We start from the raw sequence: 26,905 nt of genomic DNA on the forward strand, positions 1-26,905 counted from the left end.
AGCGAGAACACTGTTCTCGGTCTGGGGTCAGAGTGCCGCCTGTGCGCGCCGAAGTCAAGAACAGTGTTCACAAAAGTGAGCACTGTTCTCGAATGGGCCACTGGGCCTGTGTAACCGGTCGCTTGCGGACAGACACCCTGCGGCAAATCCATGGTCGTGGCCGCGGATCGCGGCCACCATGGGGCGTCATGGCGTTCACCGAAGCACCTGATCCCGGCCACGCGCGCACGCTGGCCGAGCTCATCGCCCGGCTGCGGCTGCTCAAGACGTGGGCGGGCGACCCGTCGTACGCGCAGATCGCCGAGCGGGTGAACCGGCTCTGGACGGCGGCCGGGCGCCCGCCCGCCGAGCGCACCGCCCGCACGACCGTCGCCGACTGCTTCAAGACCGGCCGCGCCCGGCCCAACACCGACCTGGTGCTGGCCGTCGTCGAGGTGCTGCACCCGGACCCGGGGTACGTCGCCGGCTGGCAGGACATGCTGCGGGTCGTCCGCAGCCGCGCGGAGGCGGCGACCTTCGTGCAGGCCCAGCTCGGCCTGCCCGAGGCGATCCCGCACTTCACCGGGCGCCGCGCGGAGCTCGCGCGGCTGTGCGCGGCGCTCGGCGACGCCGCGGGCGGGCAGGCGTCGGCGATCGCGGGCATGGCCGGGGTCGGCAAGACCGGGCTGGCCGTGCACGTCGGCCACGAACTGCTGCGCACCGGCCGGTGCGACGACGCGCTCTTCGTGAACCTGCGCGGGTTCCACCCCGACCTCGGCCGGCCGCCGGTGGACCCGGCCGCGGTGCTCGACTCCTTCCTGCGGCTGCTGGGCGTGCCCGGGCACGCCGTCCCCGCCGACCTGCCGGGCAAGGAGCGGGTCTACCGGGAGCGCTCGGCCGGGCGGCGCCTGCTGGTCGTGCTCGACAACGCCCACAGCGAGGACCAGGTCCGGCCCCTGCTGCCCGACGCGCGAGGCGGCCCGGTGCTCGTCACCAGCCGGCTGGCCCTGCCCGGGCTGGCCGGTGCGCAGGTCCGGCTGGACGTGCTGAGCCCGGACGAGGCGCTGGCCTACCTGCGGCGCACCGTCGGCGCGCAGCGGATCGACCAGGAACCCGGCGTGGCCCGGCGGATCACCGCCGAGCTCGGCCACCTGCCGCTCACGCTGACGCTGGCCGCGTTGCGGATGACCGCGCCGGCCCACCGGTCGTGGCTGCTGGCCGACCACCTGGAGCGGCTCGAGCAGCGGCGGGCGCACCTGCGCCTGGACGACGCCGTGGACGCGTCGATCAGCCTGTCCTACGACCACCTCGGCGAGCCGGAACAGCGGGCCCTGCGGCTGCTCGCCCTGCACCCGGGCGCGGACCTGGACGTCTACGGCATCGCCGCGCTCACCGGCACCGGCCTGGACGAGGCGACCCGCACCGCCGACCGACTCGCCGCCGCGAGCCTGGTGCGGCGCCGCGAGGCGGACCGGTTCGAGCTGCACGACCTCATCCGCGCGTTCGGGATGGCGCGGGCCGAGGACGAGGACGTCTCCGCCGGCCGCCGGGCCGCGTTGGCGCGGTTGCTCGACTACTACGCGTTCGCCGCCGCCACGGCGATGGACCACTACGCGCCGCGCGTGCGCGACCACCGGCCGCACGTCCCCGACCCCGGCCTGCCGATCCCGCCGGTGACCGACCGGGCGTCGGCGGCGGCGTGGCTGGAAGCCGAACGGGCCAACCTGGTCAGCGCCGGTCTCCACGGGGTGGCGTCGGGCCACGCGGGACTGCTGTCGCGGATCCTGTTCCGGTACCTGCAGACCGGCGGCCACATCCGGGAAGCGCTGGCCCTGCACACGAGCGCGACGGAGTCGGCGGACCCGGTCGCCCGCGGGCACGCCCTGCTGAGCCTCGGGGCCACGCACAGCCAGGTCGGCCGCTACGAGGTGGCGACCCGGTTCGCCGAGCAGGCGCTGGACTGCTTCCGCGGCGCCGAAGACCGCTCCGGCGAGTGCCGCGCGCTCGGCACGCTGGGCGCGATCGCCTCCTGGAACGCCGATTTCGCGCGCTCGGCCGGGTTCCTGCAAGGGGCCTTGGCGCTGGCCCGCGAGATCGGCGCCCGGGCGGGCGAACGCACCGCGCTCACCAACCTCGGCTACGTCCACGGCCGGCTGGGCCGCTACGACGAGGCGCTGGAGAGCCACCTGAAGGCGCTGGCCATCGACCAGCAGACCGGCGACCTGAGCGACATGGGCCGCACCCTGCTCAACATCGGCGACACGCACCTGAGGTCCGGCCGGGGCGCGGAGGAGGCCTGCGGTTTCTTCCGCCGCGCGACGGCCATCGCCCAGCAGGCGGGCGACCGCGACCTGCACCTGGAAGCGCTGCTGTGCCTCGCGGACGTCTCCCTGGACCTCGGCCGCACCGGCCAGGCGAGGGCGTCGCACGAGTCCGCGCTGGCGATGGCGGTGGACCTGGGCATCCTGCACCAGGCCGCCCGCGCACACCTGGGCCTGGCCCGGGCATGGACCGCAATGGGCGACCCACGGCGTGCCCGGCAACATTGGCTGGCGGCCCGCGACCACCACCGCGAGCTGGGCTTGCCAGAGCCGGCGGAGATCCCGGAGCCCGCAGCCCGGACGGTAACCACCGGCGGCTGACGCCCGCCCGCCACCCGCCGCCGCGGCTCGGCCGACCGTTCGCGGCGGAGGTCACCGAGGTGAGGGACGGTCGAGATCCGCCCCCAATCACGCGAGTCACGCCCCCAATCACGAGTCACGCGCCCAATCACGCGAGTCACGCGCCGAGTCACGAGAGTCACGCGCCCAGTCACGCGAGACACGCGCTCGATTACGCGAGGCACTCGGCCAGGCAAGCGAGACACGCGAGATGCGCGCGCAATCACGTGATGCGCGGCCAGGCACGTGAGATGCGCGCTCGATCACGTGAGATGCGCGGCCAGACACGTGAAATGCGCGCGCAATCACGCGAGATGCGTTCCCACTCGCGCGAGACATGCGCCGGGGCAAGGTCGGTTCGCGTGCCTGCGGGGTCGGTTCGCGTACCCGGAGGGTCGGCTTGCGTGCCCAGGGGGTCGGCTCGGGGGCCGAAGGGTCGGTTCGCGTACCCGGAGGGTCGGCTCTCGCACCCATGGGTCGGCTTGGGGGCCAGAGTTGGCTGCCGGTGGGTGAGGTTTCGGGCCTTCTCCGCTGCTCGCGGGGTCGGGCGTCGGCGGTGCCCGTGTCCGGCTGCGGTGGGTGTGGTGGTTGGTGACCGTCGGTGGGCAGGCTTCCCGGTCCGTGCCGGGGGTCGGTCGGGGGCGCGGTCGGCGTGCGGTGGCGGTCAAGGCGGCCGTGGGGTGCTGCAGGTGGGGGAAGCGGTGAAGCCCCGGACGCAACGCGCCGGGCGGTCGGTGAAGCGGGGCGTCCGGGTTCGTCCGGGATTGCTGCTCTGGTCGTCTGTGGCGGCGATGCTCGCGGCCGGTGCGGGATCGCGGACTGCGGTTCCGTGCCACGTCGGACACCCACCGTCGAAGGGAGACACCATGCGGCGCCTCGTTGACCGCGTGCTCGACCGGATCGTGCCCACTGCCCAGGCCTCCGCCTGCGCTGGCGGCTACTTCTGCAACAGCGCGGGCCACCCCGGGTACTGGTACCGGTTCTGTTGCCCGCAGACCGGCTGCGAATGGTCCAAGATCCGCAGCACCTGCTGAACCGGTCCCGAACGTACCGGGCGGTGTCCGCGGAAGCGGGCACCGCCCGTGGGAAAGGAGTGCCGTGGACTACCTCCGTGCGGCCTGCGCGACGCTGATCGCCGTGGTGTTCGCCGCCTCGTCGGTGTCGAAGCTCCGGGACTTCCGCGGGTTCGCGCGGTCGGTGCCCGCGCTGGTGCCGATGCCCGCGAACGCCGTGGTGCCGGTGTCGGTGGCCGTCGTGGGGGCCGAAGCTGGCGCCGCGGTGCTCGTGGTCGTGCCGGCCACCGCGACGGCCGGCTTCGTCCTCGCTTCGTTGCTGCTACTGGCTTTCGCCGCCTCCATCGGCACGGCGCTGCGTCGTGGGCGGCCCGCGTCGTGCCGCTGCTTCGGCACGGCCGACACCCCGGTCGGCCCGCGGCACCTGGCGCGCAACACCGTGCTGCTCTGCTTCGCCGTCCTCGGCGCCTTCGCGCCGGAGCACCTGCCACCCGTCGCCGGGGCCGCCCTCGCGGTCGCGGCGGGCGGGGTGGCGGCCGTCCTCGTCATCGCGATGGACGACATCGCCGTCGTGTTCGCAAGGAGTTCCTGATGCCCTTCGTCGTCGCCGCTCTGGTGCTGCTCGGCCTGCTGTGCCTGGTGAACCTGCTCCTGACCGTCGGGATCCTGCGCCGGATGCGGGCCCAGGCCGCGGCGGGATCCGGGCCGCTCTTCGCGCTGCGCCCCGGTTCGGCCGTCGGCGAGTTCGCCGCCACGACGACCGACGGCGAGCCGCTCACCACCGCCACGCTGGACGGCACGGTGGCGTTCTTCTCCGCCGACTGCCCCGCCTGCCACGACACCCTGCCGGACTTCCTCGCCTACGCCCGCGAGCAGGGCCGCGACCGCGTCCTGGCCGTGGTCGGCGGGGACGACGCGGACACCGTGCGCGCGCTCGCCGAGGTCGCCCGGGTGGTGCCGGCGGACCTCGACGGCGGCCCGGTCGCCGCCGCGTTCCGCAACACCTGGACGCCCGCGCTGTACGTCGTGGCCGACGGGCGGGTGGTCGCGACCGCGGGCCGGGTGCCCGAGCTGACCGTCCCCGCCGGGCGGTGACGGTGCGCGAACCGGGCCGGCTGCGCGACGCGGCCGCGGCCGCCGCCGTGCTGCTGTGGCGGTCCGGCCCGGCGCGGCTGGCCGGGCTGCTGGTCATGACGGCGGCCGCGGCCACCGCGCCGATCGCCACCGCCTGGCTGACCAAGCTCGTCCTCGACCGGCTCGTCTCGCGCACCGGCGCCGTCGGCGGCCTCGCCGTGGCGCTGGCGTGCGCCGGGCTCGCCGTCGCCGCGCTGCCCGTGGTCGTCCACTACGTCCGGGCGCAGATCGGCCGCGCGGCGAGCACCGTCGCCACCGACGGGCTGTTCGCCGCACTGGGCCGTCAGGTCGGGTTGCGCACCTTCGAGAACCCCGCCTACCAGGACCGGTTGCGGCTGGCGCAGGAGAGCTGCGGCCGGATGCCGGAGATCGTCGACGGTGTCGGCGGCACGCTCAGCGGAACCCTTTCGCTGGCCGGGTTCCTCGGCTCGCTGTTCATCCTGAGCCCGGCGATGACCGGGGTCGTGCTGGCCGCCGCGATCCCCGCGCTGCTCGCCGAGCTGCTGCTGGCCCGGCGCCGCGCCGCGGTGGAATGGCGCGTCGAGCGGTTCGCCCGGCGCGAGTTCTTCTACAGCCAGCTGCTCACCGGGATCCCCGCCGCGACCGAGATCCGGCTCTTCGGCATCGGCGCGTTCCTGCGCGCCCGGCTGATGGACGAGCGCCGCAGCGCCAACGCCGCCCAGCGCCGGATGGACGAACGGGAGCTGCGGACCATGGGCGGCCTGACGGCGCTGAGCGCGGCGGTCGCCGGGGCGGGGCTCTGGTGGGCGATCACGTCGGCGCGCGACGGGTCGCTCAGCGCCGGCGACGTCTCGATGTTCGTGGCCGCCGTCGCCGGGGTGCAGGCCGCGCTGGGCACGCTCGCGTCGGCGATCGCCAACGGCCAGGCGCGGCTGCTGTCGTTCGCGCACTACGTCGCCGTGGTCCGCGCGGAACCCGATCTGCCGAGCGGTTCCGGTGGCCCGGCACCCGCGTTGCGGCAGGGGATCGAGCTGCGCGACGTCTGGTTCCGCTACAGCGACGACCACCCGTGGGTGCTGCGCGGGGTGGACCTCACCCTCCCGCACGGCGCGGCGGTCGCGCTCGTCGGCCTCAACGGCGCGGGCAAGAGCACGCTCGTGAAGCTGTTGTGCCGCATGTACGACCCGACGCGCGGGCGGATCCTCTGGGACGGCGTCGACCTGCGCGACATCCCGCCGGCGTCGCTGCGCGAGCGGATCAGTGCCGTGTTCCAGGACCACATGAACTACGACATGACCGCGGCCGAGAACATCGGGCTCGGCGAGCCGGCCGCGATGACCGACCGGGCCCGGCTGGTGGCCGCCGCGACGCGGGCGGGGGCGCACGACCGGATCGCCGCGCTGCCCCGCGGGTACGACACGCCGCTCACCCGGATCTTCGAGATCGGCACCGATACCGGGGACGCGTCCACCGGGGTGGTGCTCTCCGGCGGGCAGTGGCAGCGCCTGGCGCTGGCCCGCTCGCTCGTGCGGGAGGGCCGGGACCTGATGATCCTCGACGAGCCGAGCTCCGGGCTCGACCCGGAGGCCGAACACGAGGTGCACGCGCGCATCCGCGAGCACCGGCACGGCCGCACGAGCCTGCTCATCTCGCACCGGCTGAGCGCGGTGCGCGACGCCGACCGCATCGCGGTGCTCGAAGACGGCCGGGTCGGCGAGCTGGGCACGCACGAGAGCCTGCTCGCCGACGGCCGTGGGTACGCGCGCCTGTTCCGCCTGCAGGCCGACGGTTACCAGGCCGTGCCGTGAAAGCGCTGGTCCTCGCCGTGCTGCTGGCCGCGGGCGGTGCCGTCGCCGCCCGCCGGCTGCTGATCCTGACCACAGTGGACGGTGCGAGCATGGCCCCGGAACTGGCGTCCGGCGACCGGGTCCTGGTGCGCCGGACCCGCCGTCCGCGGCGTGGCCGGGTGGCCCTGCTGCGCTACCCGCGGTTGCCGAGCGGCGCGCCGGCGGGCGAGCAGCTGCTGCTCAAGCGCGTGGTGGCGGTGGCGGGCGACCGCGTCCCGGCCGGCTGGGCCGACCCGGACGTCCACGGCCTCGGCGGCACGGTGGTGCCGCCCGGCTGCACCGTCGTCCTGGGCGACAACCGGCCGACCAGCTGGGACTCCCGGCACTACGGGTTCGTGCCGCGGGACCGGCTGGTCGGCGTGGTGGTGCGGCACGTGTTTTCTTGAGTGAGCCGCACTTCCCGCGTTCAGCTGGCGGCTCTGTCCGTGTCACCTGACGTTAAATGAGCACTGATTGACTTCACTCGTTCACGAACTTTCTCGCGACGAGGACAAATTGACCCAGTCAGTGCCCCCCGGCGGCGGCGACCCGCTGGCCGCGTTCACCGCCGATCTCGAGGAACTCCAGGCCAAAGCCGCGGCGGCTCAGGAACGTCTCCAGGCCGCGGTCGCTTCCGTGCAGTCGCCGGACGGCGCGGTCTCGGTGACCGTCGGCCCGAGCGGGGTGCTGCAGGACCTCCGGTTCGGCCCGCGCGCGTACGAGCGTCCCCCGCAAGCCCTTTCCGGCCTGGTGATGCAGCTGATCGGCCGCGCGCAGCAAAAGGTCTCGGCCGAGGTCGCCGACGCGTTCAGCGGCATGGTGGGCGAGAACTCGGCCGCCCGCGAGCTGCTGACGGAGTTCCTGCCGTCGCCCGAACCGGACGAAGGCGCGCAACCGGACAACGGCTTCGCGGCGCCGCCGGAAGCCGGCGCCCGCCCGCAGAGGCCGGTCCCGCCGCCGCAGCGCCCGTCGCCGCCACCTCCGCCGCCACCGCAGCCGCCGCAGCAAGGTCCGCCGCGTCGTCGTCCCCGGTCCACGCCGGAAGAGGACGACGGCGAAAGCAATCCCTGGTAGTACGGAGGAGAACCAGTGGTTTCCGGAGCAGGTTTCTCGGTCGACCCGGCCGAGCTGCAGAAGTTCAGCCAGTTCCTGTCGGGCACCACGCAGCCGGCGGTGCAGGACGCCGCGAACCGGATGCAGGCGGCCAACGGGTTCGACAACGCCGCGTTCGGCATCCTGCTCGCGCAGGTGCTGGCCGTGCCCTCACGGATCACGATGGGCGTCATCACGGGCGAGATCTCCAAGCTCGTCGGTGACATCGGGAAGTCCGCCGACGACGTGAAGAAGGCCGCCGAAACGTACGCGACCCACGACGCGAACACGGCGCAGGGGCTGCGCACCTTCGAAACGGAGCTGGGCAAGTGACCGTTCCCATCACGGCATCGAACTCCACCACCGGGGCCGGCGTCTTCGACAGCTGGAAGCAGGTGGGCGACTCGATCGGCAAGGTCCAGACGGAACACGGCGGCGACCTCGCGGCCGTCAGCGTCGAGCTGGGCATCAACGTCATCAGCGCCGCGCTCGACACCGTCGCGTTCGTGATGGACCCGCTGGCGAAGCTGATCGCGGCGGGCCTGGGCTGGCTGATCGAGCACGTCTCGTTCCTGAAGTGGCCGCTGGACCAGGTCGCGGGCAACCCCGCGGAGGTCACGAAGATCGCCAACGAGCTGCACAAGATCGGCGAGTCGCTGCGCAACACCGGCACCGAGCTGGACGACACCCTCAAGGCCACGATCACGCAGTGGGAAGGCAAGGGCTACGACAGCTTCCTGAAGTCGATCAACGACCGGAAGGGCTGGATCGACGCCAACGCCAAGGCATCCGACGTCGCCGGCTACATGGTCGAGACGACCGGGGCCCTGATCGGCGCGGTCCGTTCGCTGCTGCGCGACATCATCACGACGATCCTCGGCGACATCATCTCCACGATGCTGATCGCGCTGGCGCTGGCCATCCCCACCTTCGGCGCGTCGATCGCCGTCGGCGTGGGCAAGGTCGTCGCGCAGGTCTCGATCCAGGTGGCGGCGATGACGGCGAAGCTCGCCAAGGTCGTCGCCTACGCCGGGCGCACGCTGGCCCGGCTCACCGGGCTGTCGAAGCTGGTCAAGGGGAAGCCGGGCTCGTCCGGTGCGGGCCACGAGCTGAGCAACCTGCCGCCGCGCCCGGGTGGTGGCGTCCCGAACTTCTCGCGCCCGTTGCCCCCGCCGCCGGGCACCGCGGTCACGCACAACGGCCCGCCCGGAGGCGGCGCCACACCGAGCACCCGGCCGCCGGGTGACGGCACGACCCCCAACTTCTCGCGGCCGCTGCCGCCACCGGGCACCGCGGTCACCCACGACGGCCCGCCGGGAGGCGGCGCCACGCCCAGCACCCGGCCCCCGGGCGACGGCACCACGCCGAACTTCTCACGGCCGCTGCCGAAGCCCGCGGACCCGCCGCCCGCGCCCAAGCCGCCGTCGCCGAAGTCGAAGCTGAGCGACCAGGACATCTCGACGATCAAGAAGCACGAGGACTGGCTGAAGACCAAGTTCGGCGACAGCTACAGCAAGATGAAGTTCGTCGACGACTGGCTGAAGAAGAAGGCACCGGACTACTACCCGATGCTGAAGGCGCTGTCGGACGCCAAGAGCTCGAAGAACTTCGTGGGCTGGGCGGGCAAGGACATCGTCCAGGTCGACCGCGGCCTCACCGACATCCAGATGCAGGCGGAGGCCGCGTGGGCGGAGGAAGACAAGAAGGAACAACAGCCGAGCTAGGTGCCTGGGAACGCCGTCCACCGCATCCGTGGTGGACGGCGTTCGGCGGTTCGGGTCAGATGGCGCGGGCGATGGCGATGTTGCCCGCCAGGCGCTCGCCGGCCTCGTAGATCATGTATTCGTGCCCCTGATAAGTGCCGAAACTCGGCGCCGCGCTGCGGCCGTTGTCCGGGGATCCGCTCAGCGAGTCGTGGAAGACGCCCAGGTGGTTGCGCTTCGAGAAGTCGTTGCCCACCTCCGTGATCATCAGGTTGCCGCCGTGGGCGATGTCGGTGTTGTAGACGACGTACGTGCTGTTGTTGCGGTTCAGCAGGTGCGGGCCGCCGATGTCGTTGGCGCCGACGTCCGTGTGCTTCACCAGCGGCGTCTGCGAAAACGTCCAGTTCAGCGCGTCGGGTGACCAGCCCCAGCCGATGTCGCGGTGGTTGGTGGTGTTGTTGAGCATGAAGACCATGACGTAGCGGGCGTTCTTCGACGGCACGTCCTGGCGGAACACCCGCGCGTAGGACGTCTCGGTCGTGCCGGCGGGCTGCAGCCGCGTGGACAGGACCTCCTTCTCGTAGGTGAAGTGGATGCCGTCGGCCGAGCTGGCCAGGCGGGTCACGGTGTTCTCGCCGTGGAAGTACAGGTAGAGCCGGTTGACGTCGTCGTTCCACAGGGCGTGCGGCGAGGAGACGTGGCTGACCGAGTACTCGCCGGGCCACGAGTTCTTGATGATCGGGTTGCCCGCGTACTCGGTGAACTCCTCGTCGAGGGTGTTCGCGTAGGCCAGGCAGATCCCGCCCGGCGCGTCGTGCGGGGCGTAGTAGAGGTAGTACGCGGCGAGCGCGTTCGGGATGCGGCCCGCGGTGCCGCGGATGCACGGGAAGATCAGCTCGCCGGTCGGGTTGTACTTCAGCTTGCTCTTCACCAGTGCGAGCCGCTGGTAGCGGTAGTCGGGGAAACCGGCCGGCGCCGCGAGGGCGGACGCCGGCAGCAGGGCGCCCGCGCCGAGTGCGGCGGCACCGGCCAGCAGGCCGCGTCGAGTGAGGGACATGGTGCCGCTCCTTCGCCTTCGAAGTGTTCGCGTCCGGCGACGGTGGCACGCGCCGAACGGCGAAGTCAATGGAGTAATACGTATTAGTACGGTCGGGACAGGTTCGCTGGAGTTTCGGGCAAAACCGTTGACGGGCCTTCGCGCGCGTCGCACGCTGGCAACTGAACCGAGTCAGTTGACCCGAGGTGAGGCGAACCGAGCGAGGTACCGATGAGCAGGGCGCGGCGGACGCCGAGGCAGGCCGACATCGCGCGCGTCGCCGGGGTTTCGCAGGCGACGGTCTCGGTGGTGCTCGGCGGGAACCGCACCGGCGTCCGGCTGTCCGAGCGCACCCGGCTGCGGGTGCTGGAAGCCGCCGAACGGCTGGGGTACGTGCCGGACCCGGTGGCGACGCGGCTGGCGTCGGCGCGCAACAACCTGCTCGGGGTCTACACCTTCACCCCGGCGTTCCCGATCGACGTCGCCGACTCGTACTACCCGATCCTGGCCGGCGTCGAGGCGGAAGCGGCCGAGCTCGGCCAGGACCTGATCATGTTCACCGCGTCGAGCGCGGTGCCCGACCACACGCGGATCCGCCGCACCCGGCTCGCCGACGGCTGCCTGTTCCTCGGCCGGCACGTCCCGGTGGCCGCGGTCGGCGACCTGATGGCGAGCGGCTTCCCGATCGTCTACATCGGACGCCGGACCGAGCTGGGCGGCACGATCCCGTACGTGGGCGCGGATTACGTGTCGGCCTCGGCCGAGGTGGTGACGCGGCTGGTCGGCGCGGGCCACCGGCGCCTGCGCTACCTGCGCGAGCCGGACGAGGCCCCGTCGTCGGACGACCGCGAGCGCGGCGTCCGCACCGCGGCGGCCGACGCGGGCGCGGCGCTGACGGTCGTCCGCACCGACGGCACGGACCTCACCGCGGCGGACGTCACCACCTGGCTCGAAGACGGCGTGACGGCGCTGGTCGTCGAAGAGACCGACACCGGCGCGGTGTTCCACGCGACGTGGCGCGCCCTGCGCGAGGCCGGGGTTTCCGTCCCCGGCGACGTCTCCCTGGCGGTGCTCGGCCGCCCGCCCGGCGACCCGCCGGGCCCCGGGATCAGCGGCTTCGAGGTACCGCGCCGCGAGATGGGCCGGGCGGCGGTGCGGCTGCTGGCGTCCCTGCTCGACCCGGCCGCGGCCGACCCGTCGGTGCACCGGCTGCTGACGTGCCCGCCGGTGGCCGGGGCGACGATCGTGCCGGTCAGCTGACGCGCAGCGCGTCGAGGTGCCCGGCGAGCTCCGCGTCGACGCCGGCCTGGTGGTCGGCGAGGAAGAAGTGCCCGCCCGGGAAGACGCGCAGCGTGAAGGTGCCCGAAGTGTGCTCGCGCCAGGCCTCGGCCTCGGGCCGCGTCGTCTTCGGGTCGTCCTCGCCGGTCAGCACGGCGATGGGGGCCGCGATCCGGCGGCCCGGCTCGCAGCGGTAGGTCTCGATCGCGGTGTAGTCGCCGCGGATCGCGGGCAGCGCCAGCTGCAGCAGCTCCTCGTGGCCGAACACCGCCGAGTCCGTGCCGTCGAGCCGCCGCAGCTCGGCGATGAGGCCCTGGTCGTCGCGCTCGTGGACGCGCTCGTCGCGCCGGGTCGAGGGCGCCCGCCGGCCCGACGCGACCACCGTGGCCGGCGCGTTCGCACCGGCCCGCTCCAGCCGGTACGCGGTCTCGAACGCGAGCACCGCGCCCATGCTGTGCCCGAAGAACACCGTCGGCTTGGCGCTCAGCGCGGCGAGCGCTTCGGCGAGCTGGTCGGCCAGCTCGCCGATGTCCTCGACGCACGCCTCGCGCCGCCGGTCCTGGCGGCCCGGGTACTGCAGCGCCACGACGTCGGTGCCGGGGGAGAAGCGCGCGGAAACCGGGTGGAAGAAGCTCGCCGACCCGCCCGCGTACGGGAAGCACACCAGGCGGGCGGTGCTGCCGGTCGCGTCGTGGAACCGGCGGATCCACCCGGTCGTGGCGCCGTCGTCGATGCGCAAGTCGTCCGTCCTCCGCGGTCGGGATATCGTCGTCACGACCAGTCAAACACGTCGGTTCCGCCGGGTCCGCCGGTTTCGCCGGATGGGAGGCGAAGGTGGCCGCGACGACGTTCCTGTTCGTGCCCGGCGACCGGCCCGACCGCTTCGGCAAGGCCGTCGCGAGCGGCGCCGACGTCGTCGTCCTCGACCTCGAGGACGCGGTGGCCCCGGCGGACAAGGCCGACGCCCGCGCCGCGGTGTCCGCCTGGCTCGCCGGCGGCGGCCGGGCGATGGTGCGGATCAACGCCCCCGGCACGTCCTGGTTCGACGCCGACGCCGCCCTGGTGGCCGCGCGCGGTGTTCCGGTCATGGTGCCGAAGGCCGAGACGCCCGAGGTGCTCGCCGGGCTCGGCGAGGTGGTCGCCCTGGTCGAGACGGCGCTCGGCGTCGAACGCGCGGGTGAGCTGGCCGCCGTCGGATCGGTGACGCGGCTGGCGTTCGGCAGTGTCGACCTGGCCGCCGAGCTGGGCGTCGCGCCCGAGGACCCGGAGCCGTTCGCCTACGCGCGCTCGCGGCTGGTCGTGGCGTCGGCGGCGGCCGGGCTCGCGCCGCCGGTCGACGGCGTCACCACGGACCTGCACGACGAAGCGCGGCTCGCCGCCGACGTCCGCTACGCGCGGCGCATGGGCTTCGCGGGCAAGCTCTGCGTGCACCCGAAGCAGATCGCCCCGGTCCGCGCCGGGTTCGCCCCGACCGACGACGAGGTGGACTGGGCCCGCCGGGTCGTCACCGCGGGCGAGTCGGTGTCTACTGTGGACGGAAAGATGGTCGACAAGCCGGTGCTGGCCCGGGCCCGCCGGATCCTCGGGGAGCGGTGATGGGCGGGAAGACGCGCCAGGCCGGGCTGCGCCAGCTGCGCTCGGGCGACGACGAGTTCTGCTACCAGCTGCACCGCGGCGCGCTCGGCGAGTACGTCGAGGCGATCTGGGGCTGGGACGAACCGGTCCAGCGCGCCTACCACGAGAAGACCTTCGACGCGGCCCGCACGCAGATCATCACCGTCGACGGGCAGGACGCCGGCGTGCTGGTCGTCGACGACACCGGGCCCGACGTCGTCCTCGGCCGGATCGAGCTCGAGCCGCACCACCAGGGCCGCGGCGTCGGCGCGCACGTCGTGGCGGCCCTGGTCGCCGAAGCGGCGTCGCGCGGCCGGGGCGTGGTGCTCGAGGTCCTCGACGTCAACCCGCGCGCCCGGGCGTTCTACGAGCGGCTCGGCTTCCGCGAGACCGGCCGGCCGCGGCCGCACAAGATCGCCATGCGCCATCACGGTTTCAGTGACGTGGTGGGCAGCCCGAGCACCTGAACGATCCGCTCGACGGCCTCGCCCACCCCCACGAAGTCCGCGCCCAGCGGCTCGACGACCAGCCGGCGGATCATGGCGACGTGCCCGGCGGCCGACGCGCCCAGGTGCGCGCGGCCCGCGTCGGTCAGGCTCGCGACGGTGAAGCGCCGGCCCTGACCGGTGCACACCGTCCGCGTCACCCAGCCCCGGTCCTCGAGCCGCGCGACCGCGTGCGAGATCCGCGGCAGCGACCCGTTGGCCATCTGCGCGACCTCGCTCATCCGCAGCGTCTGACCGGGGCAGGCCTCCAAGCGGGCCAGGATCATGTAGCCCAGCAGCGTGAGATCGGCGTCGCGCAGGAGCTGGCTCTCCAGCACCCCCGGCAGCGTCAGCAGCACCTTCACCAGGTTGATCCACGCGCGGTGCTGGACTTCGTCGAGCGGCTCCACCGCGTCCTCGGTCACCGCTTGACTTTAACACGCAACCCAACCTACCTTGGGTTGCACACGCAACCCAAGGAGAAGCGATGACCACCACCGCAGCCACCCCGACCTCGGCCGTCGCTCTCCGGTACGGCCTCGCCGCGCTGGCCGCCGCGGCGCTCAACACGGCCATCGGGCTCACGGCGTCCGCCCTCGACGACGGCGGCATCGGCATGGGCCTCGCCCCGGCCGCCTACCTGCCCGCGACGATCGTCGGGTTCGTGCTCGGCGTCGTGGGCTGGACCTTCCTCGCCCAGCGGTTCCCGCGGGCCCTGCGCGTCATCGTGCCGGGCGCGCTTGTGCTGACCTGGATCCCGGACGTCCTGCTGCTGACCGCGGGCGCGACGGCCGCCAACGTCGTCGGGCTGATGCTCATGCACCTGGTCGTCGCCACGGCGGTCGTCACCGTGGGCCTGCGCCGGCTCCGGGAAGCGGGCGGCGCGCCGCGCGGCTGAGCCCGCCCGAGTCCGCGCTGGGACCGCCTGCCGGGTGAAGGGCAGGCGGTCCCGCGCCGGGCGGTCCCGCCCCGCTGGGGTACAGGGTGGGACACGCCGGTCAGGGTGCCCCCCCCGCGGCGTGGCTCCGGCGGACCCCCACGCCGTCGGAACCCCACCCGCGAGCGCACCGGTGCACCCCGTTGTAGCCGACCGGTCCGGGGACCGGTCCCCGGCCCGCCGTCACCCGGCGATCCCGCGGGCCACCGCCAGCTGCCGGTCCTTGTGCCGCTGCTCGCGGGCCAGGTCGGCGGCGTGGTGCGGAACGAGCCCCTCCTGCACGGCGCGCTCGAGGGCGACCCACGTCCGGACCCAGCCGGTGCGCTCCTTGCACCGCACGTCCCGGACGGCGACGGCGATCTCGTGCGCCGACGCCCGCCCCGCGCCGAACGCGGGATCCTCGATCGCGGCTTGCGGGTCGGCGTAACGGAACCCGGTCTCCGCCATGCACCGCGACCACGCCGCCGCGGCCGCCGTCACCGGCGGGATGGTCCGGGTGATCTCGTAACTCCGTTGGCTCAGAGCGAAACCCACCGGTTCCTGGCCGGGTTTCCCGTCGGGTGCCAGGGCTCTGTCCGCCTCGCCCGCGCACCCACCGGGCGGGACGTCACGTCCTTCGCGCGTGCCGGTGATCATCGCGACGACGTCCGGCGGCGGTGGCGGCCGGTCGGCGCCGTGCGGGGCGAAGACCGCCGGGTCACGGTAGCCGTACGCCGCCGCTTCGGCCGCGTCGACGAGACCGTGCCGCCGCGGCTTGGCGGCATCCCGCACGGGATCGACGGGCGGGAAGGTGAACGAGAGCCCGTGGGCGGCGAGACAGCGTTCCATCAAGGTGTTGCGCGCCTTGATGACCTCCAGCTCCTCGACCGGCGTCAGCTGCGACCGGTCGAGCGGGAGGTCGAGGCCGTGCACCGTCGACAGGTCGCGGGGCACCTTCCCGAGCGCGACGGCGAGGTCGCCCGCACCGAAGTCGGACGTCGCGGCGGGCGCCGCCGAGCAACCGGCGACGATCGCCAGCACCGCGGCGAAGGTTATGACGCGGCTGAATGTGGCCACGGCTGGACCTCCGGTTCGCGACCGGGACCGCGCCGGTGTGGCGCGGTCCCGGCCGGTGCGGCTAGAACTGATCGCGGTTCGCACAGTCGGAGGACGCTCCGGCACTCCCCGGCCACCTGAAGCTCGCGTTCTGGTTCTTCATGGTGGCGTTGAAGTTTCCGGACGAGTACGGGGCGAACGACTGCGACGCGACACTGCCGTTGCAGCCGCTGTTGTAGTAGACCGTCGCCGTGTAGGACCAGTTGTTGGTCACCGACGCGGCGTGGTTCTTCACCTGGACGCCCAAGCCGTTGCTGGTGGTGCCGACCTTGTTGAACAGCTCGTCGCCGAGGTTGCCGTCCGAATAGAAGTAGTCGCCGTGAGCGCCGGCGTTGCCGCTGTTGAAGTAGAAGCAGAAATAGGCGCTCGGGCAGGCGGCGCTCGCCGCCGGGCTCACGGTCGCCGCCTGGGCGGCCGGGGCCGCGATGAGCCCGGCCGCGGCCAGGACGGCACCGATCGCGATTTTCCGCACCTTCGACATCATGGGTTCTCCCTCGTTTGTGGTCTTGCACCGCCTTCACGCCCGAACCGGACCGAGGTTGAGGCCGGACCGCGGAGAGAACCCGAGTGGAGCAACGTCAGGGCAGCAGGACGATCCGGCCCGGTGCGTGTCCGTCCGCCAGCAGACGCTGGGCGGCCTCGGCCTCCTCGAGCGGGAACGTCCGCGCCACCCGCACCTTGAGCTTTCCCGCCTCCGTCAGGTCGGCGACCGTGCGCAGGTCGGCGGGGACGAGGCGGGCGAACACCGGCGTCACGCCCGGGACGTCGAACTCGGCGATCGACGCGACCCGCTTGCCGAGGCCCGGAGTCGCCCTCAGCGTTCCGCGGCCGGCCGTGTCCAGGACGGCGTCGATGCCGTCGGAGGCGAGGGCGTGGACGCGGCCGGCGAGACCGTCGCCGTAGCGGATCGGCTCCACGCCGAGGGAGCGCAGGTAGCCGTGGTTCGGCTCGGACGCCGTGCCCAGCACCCGGACGCCGCGGCTGACGGCGAGCTGTGCGGCCAGCGAGCCGGCGCCGCCCGCGGCCGCGTGGACCAGCAGCGTCTCGCCGGGCTTCGGGGCGAGCGTGTTGACGGCCTGCAACGCGGTCAGCCCGGCCAGCGGCAGGCCCGCCGCCTCGACCCAGGGCACCGCGGCGGGCTTGCGGACCAGCGTCCGGACGTCGGCGGCGACCAGCTCCGCGTAGGCGCCGTTGCGGTGCCCGACCTCGCCGCGGACGTAGCCGATCACCTCGTCGCCGGGCGCGAACTCGGGCGCCGCGGGGCCCGCGCGCTCGACCACCCCGGCGACGTCCCAGCCGGGCACGACCGGGAAGTAGGACGCGCGGAACCCGGCCAGCGCTCCGGATCGGACGCCGAGGTCGGCCGGGTTGAGCGCGGCGGCTCGCACCCGCACGAGCACGCCGTCGAGGTCGACCACGGGCTCGGGCAGCTCGGCGATCTCCAGCACCTCGGGACCGCCGTACCGGTGGTGGACCACGGCTTTCACGGCTGCACGACCAGCATCGGCAGGTCGCCCAGCGCGTGGTGCCGGACGATCTTCCACTCGCCGTCGAGGCGCCGCAAGTCGGTGTCGTAGTACCCCGACTCGACGGCCTGGATCGTGCGTTCGGGCGTGGTCCGGACCTCGAACACGACGAACTGGGCGTTGAGGTGGGCGGCGTCGCCGTCGACGGTGATCAGGTGGTCGGCGGTCACGTGGTGGCTGGACCCGCCTTCGGGGTGCGGGGCCATGAAGTTCTCGACGGCGTACCGGACGCCGGCGCCGCCGGTCAGCGGCTCGCCGACCGGCTCGTACCGGTCGGGGCCGGCCTTCTGGAAGATCCGGACGACGGCGTCGTCGGTGAACAGGGCGCCCTGGGCGGCGCCGTCGCGCCGGTCGGTGGCGCGGACGTAGCGGGCCAGGACTTCCTGGACCGCGCGTTCGTCGGACACGGGGGTGACCTTTCGTCGGTGGTGGCTGTGCTTCCAGCCAACCGCGACGTGACCGGCGGAACGATGCCGTCCGGGCCGCCGATCATTACCTTGGAGGTATGGATCGACTGGAGACCCGCGAGCTCGCCTACTTCGTGACGGTCGCCGAAGAGCTGCACTTCGGCCGCGCGGCCGAGCGGCTCGGGATCGCGGCCCCGCCGCTGTCGCGGGCGATCGCCCGGCTGGAACGGCGTCTCGGCGTGCGGTTGTTCGACCGGACGAGCCGCCGCGTGTCGCTCACCGACGCCGGCCGCGTCTTCCTGGCCGACAGCCGGTCGGCGCTGGCGGCGGTCGACCGGGCGGCCCGGCGCGCCCGGCGGGCGGGACGCTCGTCGCCGCTGACGGTCGCCGTGCGCTCGGGCACCGCCGCCGGCGTGCTGGCCGAGCTGGTCGAGGCGTTCGCCCGCGCGTACCCGGTGGAGCTGCTGTTCACCACCGACCAGGTCGGCGCGGTCCGCGGCGGCGCCGCCGACGTCGCCCTGCTCCGCGCGAGCAACGACCTCGCCGGGTTCGTCACGACGGACGTCGCCGAAGAGCTGCCGGTGGCCCTGGTCCCGGTGTCGCACCCGTTCGCCGGCCGGACGGCGGTCTCGATCGCCGACCTCCGCCGTGAGGACGCGTTCCGACAAGAGTGCCCGCAGCTGCCGCTCGACGAGATCGTGGACCGGGTCGCCGTCGGTCAGCTGCTGGCGGTCGTGGGCCACGGCGCCGTGAGCCGGGCCGGAGACACCGTGGTCGGCGTGCCGGTGGCGGACTGCCCGCCGACGCGGGTGGTGCTGGCGCGCCTGGCGGGGAACGTCAGCGCCGAGGCGAAGGCGTTCGAGCGCACGGCGAAGGACGTCGCGGCCCGCCGGCTCGCCATGGCGGCGATCGCGTAGCCGGGCCGCGCCCCCGGGAACCGGGGGCGCGGCAAAGGAAACTCAGCAGCGCGGCAGCGCGGTTCGCAGCAGGTTCGGGTCCGTCTGCGTGAGATAAGCCGCGCTCAGCACGTAGACCTCGTTGTCCCGCACCGCGATCGACGTCGGGTTCTGCAGTCCGTCGGCCGCGTCCAGCACCGTCGACGCGGTTCCGTCCGCGCCGATCCGGACGACCTTGTTCGGGCTGTCGAGCGCGGCGAGGATCTCGTCGCCGCGGCCGGTGAACGTGAAGTCGTCGATGCCCGCGAGACCGGTGGCCGTGATCCGCGGCGTGCCCGCCCGGCCGTCCGGCCGGATCGGGATGCGCAGCACCGTGCCGCGGTCGAGGTTGGTCACCCAGAGGGCGCCGTCGTGGAGCTTGGCGCCGTTCGCGCCGAGAAAGCCGTTCGGGGCCAGTTCGGCCGCGGCAGACCAGGATTTTGCCACTCCACCGGCGAAAGGCACCGTCCACACGGTACCGAGCACCGAGTCGGTGACGAAGAAGCGGTGCCCGTCGAACGCCAGGCCGTTGGGCAGCCCGTTCCCGGGCAGGGCCGCGATCCGCTGCGGGGTGCCGCCCGGGCGCAGCCGCCACAGGCCGGTCAGGTCGTCGGTGCCGGTCGCGTACAGGACGTACAGGGTCCCGTCGGGCGTCCGGACCAGGCCGGTCGTCAGCGGGAAACCCAGTGCGGGGGCGCCGCCGCCGGTCGCGGGCGCGGGCAGCGTCGCCAGGATCCGGGTCCGGCCCGCCCGGTCGACGCGGGCGACCTGCCGCCCGCCGGCGAAGGTGACGTCGGCGGCACCGTCGGGTTCCAGGGCGACGTTCTCCGGCTGCTGCCCGGCGGCCAGGTCGAAGTGCACGACGTTCCGCGACGCGGCGAAGGCCGGAGTGGCGGTGGCGAGGGTCGCCAGCAGGGTGAGGGTCACGAGCGTTTTCTTCATGGTTCCTTCGTTTTCCGGCGCGTTCGAGGAACGCGCGGTGGGTGAAAACCGTGCGGTGCGGGGAAAAAGCGAACTCAGTGCCGGGCGGGTTCCCGGGCCGTGACGTCCCGGGCGAGCAGCTGCAACGCGTGCGCGGACGCCGAATCCGGTTCCGCCGTCGCGACCACGACCCGTTGCCCCTGCTCGGTGTGCAGGGTCTGCTGGGTGACCGTCATGGCGCCCACGATCGCGTGGTGCATCTCGTAGACGCCGACGTCGCAGGCGCGGACGCGGTGGTCCGACCACAGCGCGGCGAACTCCGGGCTCTTCATGGAGAGCTCGCCGATCAGCGACGCCAGCAGCGGGTCGTCCGGGTGCTGCCCGGCCGCCAGCCGCAGGTTGCCGACGACGTCGCGGGCCTTCGCCGCCCAGCCGGGGTACAGCTCGCGGGTGTGCGCGTCGGTGAACACCAGCCGCGTCATGTTGGGGCGGGCGCCCGTCCGGTCCGGGTCGCCGTGGCCGAGGTGCCCGGCGTGCAGCGCGTGCCCGGTCCGGGTCCAGGCGAGGACGTCGCCGCGCCGGCCGAGCACGACGACCGGCACGTCCGCGAGCGCGGCCACCAGCTGGCGCGTCGCGGCGGTGAGCCGCTCGGGCGCCGGCCGGCGGCTCCCGGGCCGGCGGCGGGGGCCGGCCAGGTTGTGCAGGTGCCGGCGCTCGGCGTCGTCCAGCCCGAGCGCCCCGGCGATCGCGTCCAGCACCTCGGCGGAGGCGTTGAGCGAGGCGCCCTGCTCGAGCCGCGCGTAGTACGACGCGCTCACGCCGGCCAGCAGCGCGAGCTCCTCCCGGCGCAGGCCCGGCACCCGCCGCCGGTCCCCGTACCCGGCCAGCCCGACGTCCTCGGGCCGCAGCCGGGCGCGCCGGGTCTGCAGGAACTCACCGAGCTGCCGTCGTCCGTCCATGGCTCCAGTGTCGAGCTTCCGGCGAACCCGAGCCACACCCTGGCACGGGGACCCTTGTGCATCGCCCGGCGTTCAGGTATCCAATCAAGCGTCACATGTATGTCACTAGTTCATGTACGTGAACGGAGTCGCAGTGTCGCCACTCAGAAACCTTCGCCGTCTCGGTGTCCTGGCCGTGGTGACGGCGACCCTCGGCGGGTCGCTGTCCGGGATCGCCGCGGCCGCGCCGGCCACGACCGCCGGGGTGTGCTCGCTACCCGGGATCGAACGGCTCTGCCCGCCCGAGACCGTCGTCCTCGACGGGAACCGCCTCCTGCTGAACAAGCTCGCCCTGCTGCTCGGGGACCGGACCGTCAAGACGTCGCTCGGGAACCTCGTCAAGCAGGCCGACGTCGCGGTCACGGCCGGGCCGTGGACCGTCGCCGACAAGGAGCGGGTACCACCCAGCGGTGACAAGCACGACTACCTGAGCCTCGCCCCGTACTGGTGGCCCAGCCAGCCGAAGACCGCGGCGAACCCGCTCGGCTGCCCGTACGTGCAGCGTGACGGCGTCCTCAACCCCGAGACGACGGCCGTGCCCGACAAGGCCGAGCGGCTCAAGGCGTTCAGCTCGATCTACCAGCTCTCGCTGGCCTGGTACTACACCGGCAAGGCCGACTACGCGCGCCGCGCGGCGCTCGACCTGCGCACCTGGTTCCTCGACGCCGCCACGAAGATGAACCCGAACCTGAACTTCGCGCAGGGCATCCCGTGCAAGAACGACGGGCGCGGGATCGGCATCATCGAGTTCTCCTACACCTTCACCCAGGTGCTCGACGCCGCCGCGATCCTCAGCACCGGCGCGCCGGGCTGGTCGAAGGCCGACGAAGGCGCGTTCAAGGGCTGGTCGAGCGAGTTCCTGACCTGGCTGCGGACCAGCCAGTACGGCCAGGACGAGGCCGCGGCCCAGAACAACCACGGCACGTTCATGGACGTGCTCACGGCCGGGATCGCGCTCTACACCGGGCAGAGCGGCGTCACCAAGGACATCCTCGAGAAGGCCAAGGCGGGCCGGATCGACCACCAGATCGCCGCGGACGGCAGCCAGCCGGAGGAGATCGCGCGCACCCGCACGTTCCACTACTCGACGTTCAACCTGGTCGCGCTGACCCGGCTCGCGCAGATCGGCAGCCACGCCGGCGTCGACCTGTGGGGCTACCGGAACCCGCAGGGCGGCAGCATCACCAAGGCCGTCGACTTCCTGCTCCCGGCGGCCACCGGCGGCGCCGCGCAGTGGCACTACCCGGACCTGAACTTCACCCAGTACGCGGCCCTGGACAGCGTCCACGCCGCCGCGGACGCCGGTGACCGCCTGGCCCGGGCCGCGCTCCCGAAGGTCCCGGCGCCGCCGGGCGGTGACCTCTACCCGGTCCGGCCCGCGGCCGAGCAGCTCGACGACATCTCGACGACCGGCTGAGTCACCGGGAAAGCAGCTCGGTGATCGCCGCGGTGGGGACGAACTCCGCCGCCACCGCGGCGAGCGCCGGGTCGAGGGTGACGAACCGGTCGGCCTGCAGCTTCGCGACGGCCAGGTACTCGGCCATCCCGATATCGGGCCAGTCCAGCCGAGCGGCGATCTGCCACGCCGTCGAGCGCGAGACGCGGTCGCCGAGCAGCCGGATCTTCAGGCCGGCCAGGCGCTCCAGCAGGACCAGGCCTTCGCGGTCCGTCCGCTCGCCCCGGCGGACGCTCTCGTAGAGGTTCGCCATCGCGTGCGACCGCAGCACGCTCGGGGCGACGAGCTTGTGCTCGGGGGCCACCACGACCTGGTCTTCGGCCAGGCGCAGCGCGGTCAGGGCGTCGATGCCGAAGCGCGTCACGGGCCCAGGGTAACCGGACAGGAATCGGACGGATCTCGCCACACGCGACTTCGGTCCGTTGACTTTCCTTGCTGTGAGCCGCTTCCCTGAGGTGCGGCGCCCCGTCGCGGGGTGCCCGGCTTCGGCTGGAGGAGCACACATGGCCCGCCTCGCCCGGTTGCTCGTGGTCCCGTTCCTGGTCCTCACCGCGCTGGTCGTCCCGGCGACGGCGGCGTCGGCGGTGACGACCGATGTCGCGGTCAACGGCGCCGCGGCGGGGAGAACCTTCGACGGCGTCGGGGCGATCAGCGGTGGCGGCGGGAACTCGCGGCTGCTCGTCGACTACCCGCCCGCTCAGCGCGCGCAGATCCTCGACTACCTCTTCAAGCCCGGCTACGGCGCCGCGGTGCAGCTGCTGAAGCTGGAGATCGGTGGCGACGCGAACTCCACCGACGGCGCCGAACCCAGCCACGAGCACGTGCGCGGCGAGGTGAACTGCGACGTCGGCTACGAGTTCTGGCTGGGGGAGCAGGCCGTCGCGCGCAACCCCGGGATCAAGCTGGTCGCGCTGCCGTGGGCCGCGCCGGGCTGGATCGGCGGCGGGAACTTCTGGTCGCAGGACATGATCGACTACGACCTCTCGTGGCTCGGCTGCGCGAAGCAGCACGGCCTGACGATCGGCTACCTCGGCGGCTGGAACGAGCGCGGGCACGACACGACCTGGTACAAGAACCTGCGCTCGGCCCTGGATTCCCACGGCTACGGCGCGGTGCAGATCGTCGGCGACGACACCGGCTGGAACACCGCCGACGACATGCTGGCCGATCCGGCGTTCGGCCGCGCGGTCGGCGTCGTCGGCTCGCACTACCCGTGCGGCTACCTGTCCGACGCGACGTCGTGCGGGTCGTCGGCCAACGCCGTCGCGACCGGGAAACCCCTGTGGGCCAGCGAGTTCGGCTCGCAGGACGACAACGCGGGCGCCGTCCCGCTGATCCGCAGCATCACCCGCGGCTACCTCGATGGACAGCTGACGGGGTTCATGAACTGGCCGCTGCTCGCCGCGATCACCCCGAACCTGCCCTACAGCACGGTCGGGCTGGCGGTGGCCGGGTCGCCGTGGTCGGGGTCCTACCAGCTCGGGAAGAGCCTCTGGGCCACCGCGCAGGTCACGCAGGTCACCCAGCCCGGCTGGAAGTTCCTCACGGGCAGCGCGAGCGGCTACCTCGGCGGCAACCGCGCGAACGGCAGCTACGTCAGCCTGAAGTCCGCTACCGGCACGGACTACTCGACGATCTACGAGACGACCGGCGCCACGGCCGCGCAGACGGTGAACGTCAAGGTCTCCGGCGGGCTCGGCACCGGGACGGTGCACGTGTGGTCGACCGACCTCGGCGGCACGGACTCCTTCGTGCGGCAGGCCGACGTCACGCCGCAGGGCGGGGCGTACGCGCTGACGTTGCAGCCCGGCCGGATCTACTCCGTGACCACGACGTCCGGCCAGGGCAAGGGCACCGCGGCCGGCCCGGCCGAGCACGCGCTGGCGCTGCCGTACTCGGACAACTTCGACGGCTACCCGAGCCGCACCGAGGCGAAGTACTTCGCCGACATGCAGGGCTCCTACGAAGCGCGCCCGTGCGCGGCGGGCCGGAGCGGCCAGTGCCTGCAGCAGGTCGCGCCGGTGAAGCCGATCGAGTGGCAGGACGACAGCGACGCCTACGGTCTCCTCGGCGACCCGGCCTGGCGGGACTACACCGTCAGCGTCGACGTCGACCTGCAGCAGGCCGGCACCGTCACGCTGCTCGGCCGGGCCAACACCCAGACGCGGCCGCAGAGCCGGCAGGCCGCCTACCAGCTGCGCCTGGACGACCGGGGCCGGTGGGCGATCGCGAAGAACAGCAGCGGCGGCGTCCTGACGACGCTGGCGTCCGGCACGGCCACCGCGCCGGGGCTGAACAGCTGGCACCGGCTCGGGCTGGGCTTCTCCGGCAACAGCGTCACCGCGACCCTCGACGGCGCCCCGCTCGGCGCCGTCACCGACACGTCGTTCACCGCGGGTCAGGTCGGCCTCGGCGTCGTCGGCTACCAGACCACGATGTTCGACAACCTGTCCGTCGTCGCGGCCCCGCCCGGGAACCTCGGCGGTGTCCTCAAAGGACGGGAGTCCGGGCTCTGCGCCGACGTCCCGGCGCTGAGCCAGGCCAACGGCACCGCGATCACGCTGTGGGACTGCAACGGCGGCGCGAACCAGCAGTGGACGGCGACCCCGTCCGGGCAGCTGACCGTCTACGGCGGCAAGTGCCTCGACGCGGCCGACAGCACCGCCGTCCGGATCCAGGACTGCGCGGGCACCCCGGCCCAGAGCTGGCGGCTCGACCCCGACGGCAGCGTCGTCAACACCGGCTCCGGCACCTGCCTGGACGCCGTCGCGCACGGGACGTCACCGGGCACCGCGCTCACGACCTGGGCGTGCAACGGCGGGCTCAACCAGCGCTGGGACCGCGGCGCGAGCACCGGCGTCCTCAAGGGGCAGGCGTCGGGCCGCTGCGCCGACGTCCCCGCCGCGAACCAGACCAACGGCACCCGCCCGGCGCTGTGGGACTGCAACGGCGGCGGCAACCAGGCCTGGACGTCCACCAGCACCGGCCGGCTGACCGTCTTCGACACGAAGTGCCTGGACGTCGTCGGCGGCGCGACCGCGGACGGCACGCCGGTGCAGATCTGGGACTGCACGGGTGTTCCCGGCCAGCAGTGGCGGGTCCGCTCCGACGGCACCGTGGTCGGTACCGGCTCGGGGAAGTGCCTGGACGTCGCGGGCGGCGCGACGAGCGCGAGCAGCCCGCTCGTCATCACGGCCTGCTCGGGCGCCGGCAGCCAGCGGTGGTCCCGTAGCTGAGTCTTGCCGAAAGTTGTCTGGACCAAAAACGGGACAACCTGTTGACAGTCGCCCGGGTCGGGGCTCAACCTGAAACCGGTTCACCGCCGGGCCCGGGCGGGTTCTCCCTGCTCTCAGTGATCTTCACGCGGATCCCGTGTTCAGCGAGGAGTTCGTCATGCCCGGTATCTGGATTTCCGCTGCCCTCACCGCCGCCGCGCTCGTGGCCCCGGCGGCGACGCCACCCCCGTCCGCGACGCCGTCGAGCGCGCTCGCCACCATCTGCAACAAGCTCTGCGACGCCGCCGATCCGGCGAGCTCGCCCGCCGACCGCCGGCCGGTGACCTCGACGCTGTTCTCGCGGACGATCGCCCTGCACTTCGACGACTCCGACGCGATGGGCTGGGCGTCGATCGAGAACGGCAGCCCGGGCGACGAGGTGTGGCTCGACCGCTCCTTCGACGGCGGCCGGTCGTGGGCGTCGGGCAGCAGGCTCGGGGCCACCGCCGTCCCCGCGAACAACCGCGGCTGGCGCACCCTGATGTACAACGTGGACGACTGGAACAACACCGGCGTCGGCGCGCTGCGGGCGTGCGGGAAGGCCGTGGACCGCGCGGACATCGCCTGCACGACGTGGGCCCGGACCACCTGGAACGCCGGCGAGCGCCGGACGGCCGCGGCCACCGCGGAGATGATGTTCTACAACAACTCCACCGGGTTGTTCGACACCACCGGCTGGTGGAACTCGGCGAACGCGCTCACCGCGGTGATCCGCAACGTCCAGGTCACCGGGATGCCCAGCTACCGCTACGCCATCGCGCGCACCTACGACAAGAACATCAACGCCGCGCAGGGGCAGTTCCGCAACGAGTACATCGACGACACCGGCTGGTGGGGCCTCGCCTGGGTACTGGCCTACGACGTCACCGGCGACAGCCGCTACCTGAACACCGCCCGCGCCGACGCCGACCACATGGCCGCGTACTGGGACGGCACGTGCGGCGGCGGAGTCTGGTGGAGCACGGCGAAGACGTACAAGAACGCGATCGCCAACTCCCTCTACATCCAGCTCAGCGCGGCCCTGCACAACCGGATCTCCGGCGACAGCACGTACCTGAACCGGGCGAAGAGCGGCTGGACGTGGTTCCAGGGCACCGGCATGGTGAACGGCTCGTCCCTGGTCAACGACGGCGTCGACCTCGGTTCCTGCCGCAACAACGGCAGCACGGTCTGGTCGTACAACCAGGGCGTGCTCATCAACGCGCTGACCGAGCTGAACCGGGCGACGGGCGACGCGGGGCTGCTCACGACCGCCCGCCGGCTGGGCGACGCCAACGTCACGTCGACGTCGCTCAACACGAGCGACGGCATCCTGCGCGACCCGTGCGAGAACGGCGACTGCGGCGGCGACGGCCCGTCCTTCAAGGGCGCCGACGCCCGCGGCCTGGCCGCCCTCAACGCGGCGCTGGGCGACCACCCGTACACGGCTTACCTGCGCCGCCAAGCGGATCGGGCGTACTCGGCCGACCGCAACCCCCTCGACCAGTACGGCCTGCGCTGGTACGGCCCACTGGACAAGCTCGACGCGGCCCGCCAGCAGAGCGCACTGGACGTCCTCAACGCGGCGTCCTGAG

Annotated in this window: 27 protein-coding genes; 17 read left to right on the plus strand and 10 right to left on the minus strand. The window is 73.1% G+C overall.

Translation table 11 applies throughout. The annotated features are described in order from the left end of the window. Positions 1 to 188: 188 nt before the first annotated feature. The 9 genes from OHS58_RS01880 (at position 189) to OHS58_RS01920 (ending at position 9,389) form a co-directional block, all read left to right on the plus strand. Positions 189 to 2,621: a tetratricopeptide repeat protein gene (locus OHS58_RS01880; protein WP_328646929.1), complete on the plus strand. Its 2,433-nt coding sequence runs from the start codon at positions 189 to 191 to the stop codon at positions 2,619 to 2,621. Positions 2,622 to 3,505: 884 nt separating this feature from the next. Next, entirely contained in the window at positions 3,506 to 3,673 is a 168-nt protein-coding gene (locus OHS58_RS01885) for a hypothetical protein (RefSeq protein ID WP_247054947.1), read from the plus strand. 64 nt (positions 3,674 to 3,737) lie between these two features. Beyond that, positions 3,738 to 4,244, plus strand: a complete 507-nt coding sequence (locus OHS58_RS01890; RefSeq protein ID WP_326959611.1) for a MauE/DoxX family redox-associated membrane protein — start codon at positions 3,738 to 3,740, stop codon at positions 4,242 to 4,244. Next, positions 4,244 to 4,747 carry a TlpA disulfide reductase family protein gene (locus tag OHS58_RS01895; RefSeq protein ID WP_326943174.1) on the plus strand — a complete coding sequence of 168 codons (504 nt, stop codon included), beginning with the start codon at positions 4,244 to 4,246 and terminating at the stop codon, positions 4,745 to 4,747. Before OHS58_RS01890 ends, OHS58_RS01895 begins: the two co-directional genes overlap by 1 nt. Then, positions 4,744 to 6,555: an ABC transporter ATP-binding protein gene (locus OHS58_RS01900; RefSeq protein ID WP_328646930.1), complete on the plus strand. Its 1,812-nt coding sequence runs from the start codon at positions 4,744 to 4,746 to the stop codon at positions 6,553 to 6,555. Before OHS58_RS01895 ends, OHS58_RS01900 begins: the two co-directional genes overlap by 4 nt. Further along, the gene (locus tag OHS58_RS01905) at positions 6,552 to 6,980 is read left to right on the plus strand and encodes a S26 family signal peptidase (RefSeq protein WP_328646931.1); all 429 of its coding nucleotides are present in this window, start codon (positions 6,552 to 6,554) and stop codon (positions 6,978 to 6,980) included. Before OHS58_RS01900 ends, OHS58_RS01905 begins: the two co-directional genes overlap by 4 nt. Positions 6,981 to 7,089: 109 nt before the next feature. Then, positions 7,090 to 7,647 carry a YbaB/EbfC family nucleoid-associated protein gene (locus OHS58_RS01910; protein WP_328646932.1) on the plus strand — a complete coding sequence of 186 codons (558 nt, stop codon included), beginning with the start codon at positions 7,090 to 7,092 and terminating at the stop codon, positions 7,645 to 7,647. 15 nt (positions 7,648 to 7,662) lie between these two features. Next, a complete protein-coding gene (locus OHS58_RS01915; RefSeq protein ID WP_326943170.1) occupies positions 7,663 to 7,998 on the plus strand; it encodes a hypothetical protein in 336 nt (111 codons plus the stop codon). Further along, positions 7,995 to 9,389, plus strand: coding sequence for a hypothetical protein (locus tag OHS58_RS01920; RefSeq protein WP_328646933.1), 1,395 nt, complete (start codon positions 7,995 to 7,997; stop codon positions 9,387 to 9,389). Before OHS58_RS01915 ends, OHS58_RS01920 begins: the two co-directional genes overlap by 4 nt. Positions 9,390 to 9,444: 55 nt before the next feature. Here the strand turns inward: OHS58_RS01920 and OHS58_RS01925 are convergent, their stop codons facing one another. Then, on the minus strand, positions 9,445 to 10,425 hold the full coding sequence (locus OHS58_RS01925; RefSeq protein ID WP_328646934.1) for a hypothetical protein: 981 nt from the start codon (positions 10,423 to 10,425) through the stop codon (positions 9,445 to 9,447). A gap of 210 nt (positions 10,426 to 10,635) precedes the next feature. On the opposite strand from OHS58_RS01925, the gene OHS58_RS01930 reads away from it, so the two are divergent. Beyond that, the gene (locus tag OHS58_RS01930; protein WP_328646935.1) at positions 10,636 to 11,664 is read left to right on the plus strand and encodes a LacI family DNA-binding transcriptional regulator; all 1,029 of its coding nucleotides are present in this window, start codon (positions 10,636 to 10,638) and stop codon (positions 11,662 to 11,664) included. On the opposite strand, the gene OHS58_RS01935 is transcribed toward OHS58_RS01930, so the two are convergent. Beyond that, entirely contained in the window at positions 11,657 to 12,421 is a 765-nt protein-coding gene (locus tag OHS58_RS01935) for a thioesterase II family protein (protein WP_328646936.1), read from the minus strand. The genes OHS58_RS01930 and OHS58_RS01935 overlap by 8 nt on opposite strands. Before the next feature lie 95 nt (positions 12,422 to 12,516). Between OHS58_RS01935 and OHS58_RS01940 the strand changes: the two genes are divergently transcribed. Together OHS58_RS01940 and OHS58_RS01945 are read left to right on the plus strand one after the other, a co-directional pair. Beyond that, positions 12,517 to 13,278 (plus strand): HpcH/HpaI aldolase/citrate lyase family protein, encoded by a 762-nt coding sequence (locus OHS58_RS01940; RefSeq protein WP_328646937.1) that lies wholly within the window; start codon positions 12,517 to 12,519, stop codon positions 13,276 to 13,278. Then, entirely contained in the window at positions 13,278 to 13,763 is a 486-nt protein-coding gene (locus tag OHS58_RS01945) for a GNAT family N-acetyltransferase (protein WP_326959627.1), read from the plus strand. Before OHS58_RS01940 ends, OHS58_RS01945 begins: the two co-directional genes overlap by 1 nt. Here OHS58_RS01945 and OHS58_RS01950 read toward each other — a convergent pair. Next, complete coding sequence (locus OHS58_RS01950) at positions 13,724 to 14,206, minus strand: MarR family winged helix-turn-helix transcriptional regulator (protein ID WP_326959629.1); 483 nt, start codon at positions 14,204 to 14,206, stop codon at positions 13,724 to 13,726. The two genes, OHS58_RS01945 and OHS58_RS01950, sit on opposite strands and share 40 nt — an antisense overlap. A gap of 62 nt (positions 14,207 to 14,268) precedes the next feature. Here OHS58_RS01950 and OHS58_RS01955 point away from each other — a divergent pair, with 62 nt between their 5' ends. After that, entirely contained in the window at positions 14,269 to 14,679 is a 411-nt protein-coding gene (locus OHS58_RS01955; protein ID WP_328646938.1) for a DUF6069 family protein, read from the plus strand. A gap of 222 nt (positions 14,680 to 14,901) precedes the next feature. Here OHS58_RS01955 and OHS58_RS01960 read toward each other — a convergent pair whose 3' ends face one another. The 4 genes from OHS58_RS01960 to OHS58_RS01975 form a co-directional block, all read right to left on the minus strand. After that, the gene (locus tag OHS58_RS01960; protein WP_328646939.1) at positions 14,902 to 15,774 is read right to left on the minus strand and encodes a hypothetical protein; all 873 of its coding nucleotides are present in this window, start codon (positions 15,772 to 15,774) and stop codon (positions 14,902 to 14,904) included. A 61-nt stretch (positions 15,775 to 15,835) separates the two neighbouring features. Next, entirely contained in the window at positions 15,836 to 16,297 is a 462-nt protein-coding gene (locus tag OHS58_RS01965) for a peptidase inhibitor family I36 protein (RefSeq protein WP_326959635.1), read from the minus strand. Between the two features lie 94 nt (positions 16,298 to 16,391). Further along, complete coding sequence (locus OHS58_RS01970; protein WP_328646940.1) at positions 16,392 to 17,300, minus strand: NADP-dependent oxidoreductase; 909 nt, start codon at positions 17,298 to 17,300, stop codon at positions 16,392 to 16,394. After that, positions 17,297 to 17,746, minus strand: a complete 450-nt coding sequence (locus tag OHS58_RS01975; protein ID WP_328646941.1) for a nuclear transport factor 2 family protein — start codon at positions 17,744 to 17,746, stop codon at positions 17,297 to 17,299. Before OHS58_RS01975 ends, OHS58_RS01970 begins: the two co-directional genes overlap by 4 nt. Before the next feature lie 98 nt (positions 17,747 to 17,844). Between OHS58_RS01975 and OHS58_RS01980 the strand changes: the two genes are divergently transcribed. Then, complete coding sequence (locus OHS58_RS01980; RefSeq protein ID WP_328646942.1) at positions 17,845 to 18,663, plus strand: LysR family transcriptional regulator; 819 nt, start codon at positions 17,845 to 17,847, stop codon at positions 18,661 to 18,663. Between the two features lie 42 nt (positions 18,664 to 18,705). Here OHS58_RS01980 and OHS58_RS01985 read toward each other — a convergent pair whose 3' ends face one another. Together OHS58_RS01985 and OHS58_RS01990 are read right to left on the minus strand one after the other, a co-directional pair. Beyond that, positions 18,706 to 19,623: a hypothetical protein gene (locus tag OHS58_RS01985; protein WP_328646943.1), complete on the minus strand. Its 918-nt coding sequence runs from the start codon at positions 19,621 to 19,623 to the stop codon at positions 18,706 to 18,708. Positions 19,624 to 19,697: 74 nt separating this feature from the next. Next, entirely contained in the window at positions 19,698 to 20,561 is an 864-nt protein-coding gene (locus tag OHS58_RS01990; RefSeq protein ID WP_328646944.1) for a helix-turn-helix domain-containing protein, read from the minus strand. Between the two features lie 133 nt (positions 20,562 to 20,694). On the opposite strand from OHS58_RS01990, the gene OHS58_RS01995 reads away from it, so the two are divergent. Next, positions 20,695 to 22,017 (plus strand): alginate lyase family protein, encoded by a 1,323-nt coding sequence (locus tag OHS58_RS01995; RefSeq protein ID WP_328646945.1) that lies wholly within the window; start codon positions 20,695 to 20,697, stop codon positions 22,015 to 22,017. Position 22,018: 1 nt separating this feature from the next. On the opposite strand, the gene OHS58_RS02000 is transcribed toward OHS58_RS01995, so the two are convergent. Next, positions 22,019 to 22,420 carry a hypothetical protein gene (locus OHS58_RS02000; RefSeq protein WP_328646946.1) on the minus strand — a complete coding sequence of 134 codons (402 nt, stop codon included), beginning with the start codon at positions 22,418 to 22,420 and terminating at the stop codon, positions 22,019 to 22,021. Positions 22,421 to 22,559: 139 nt separating this feature from the next. Between OHS58_RS02000 and OHS58_RS02005 the strand changes: the two genes are divergently transcribed. Beyond that, a complete protein-coding gene (locus OHS58_RS02005; protein ID WP_328646947.1) occupies positions 22,560 to 25,292 on the plus strand; it encodes a ricin-type beta-trefoil lectin domain protein in 2,733 nt (910 codons plus the stop codon). A 157-nt stretch (positions 25,293 to 25,449) separates the two neighbouring features. Further along, on the plus strand, positions 25,450 to 26,904 hold the full coding sequence (locus OHS58_RS02010; RefSeq protein WP_328646948.1) for a glycoside hydrolase family 76 protein: 1,455 nt from the start codon (positions 25,450 to 25,452) through the stop codon (positions 26,902 to 26,904). Position 26,905: the final 1 nt, after the last annotated feature.

Origin of the sequence: Amycolatopsis sp. NBC_00348 (genome assembly GCF_036114655.1) — a bacterium.
GTDB lineage: Bacteria > Actinomycetota > Actinomycetes > Mycobacteriales > Pseudonocardiaceae > Amycolatopsis.

Coding starts and splice junctions, on each gene's coding strand:
- OHS58_RS01880 (WP_328646929.1), top strand. CDS start 189: ATGGCGTTCACCGAAGCACCTGATCCCGGCCACGCGCGCACGCTGGCC.
- OHS58_RS01885 (WP_247054947.1), top strand. CDS start 3,506: ATGCGGCGCCTCGTTGACCGCGTGCTCGACCGGATCGTGCCCACTGCC.
- OHS58_RS01895 (WP_326943174.1), top strand. CDS start 4,244: ATGCCCTTCGTCGTCGCCGCTCTGGTGCTGCTCGGCCTGCTGTGCCTG.
- OHS58_RS01925 (WP_328646934.1), bottom strand. CDS start 10,425: ATGTCCCTCACTCGACGCGGCCTGCTGGCCGGTGCCGCCGCACTCGGC.
- OHS58_RS01930 (WP_328646935.1), top strand. CDS start 10,636: ATGAGCAGGGCGCGGCGGACGCCGAGGCAGGCCGACATCGCGCGCGTC.
- OHS58_RS01945 (WP_326959627.1), top strand. CDS start 13,278: ATGGGCGGGAAGACGCGCCAGGCCGGGCTGCGCCAGCTGCGCTCGGGC.
- OHS58_RS01955 (WP_328646938.1), top strand. CDS start 14,269: ATGACCACCACCGCAGCCACCCCGACCTCGGCCGTCGCTCTCCGGTAC.
- OHS58_RS01965 (WP_326959635.1), bottom strand. CDS start 16,297: ATGATGTCGAAGGTGCGGAAAATCGCGATCGGTGCCGTCCTGGCCGCG.
- OHS58_RS01980 (WP_328646942.1), top strand. CDS start 17,845: ATGGATCGACTGGAGACCCGCGAGCTCGCCTACTTCGTGACGGTCGCC.
- OHS58_RS01985 (WP_328646943.1), bottom strand. CDS start 19,623: ATGAAGAAAACGCTCGTGACCCTCACCCTGCTGGCGACCCTCGCCACC.
- OHS58_RS01990 (WP_328646944.1), bottom strand. CDS start 20,561: ATGGACGGACGACGGCAGCTCGGTGAGTTCCTGCAGACCCGGCGCGCC.
- OHS58_RS02005 (WP_328646947.1), top strand. CDS start 22,560: ATGGCCCGCCTCGCCCGGTTGCTCGTGGTCCCGTTCCTGGTCCTCACC.
- OHS58_RS02010 (WP_328646948.1), top strand. CDS start 25,450: ATGCCCGGTATCTGGATTTCCGCTGCCCTCACCGCCGCCGCGCTCGTG.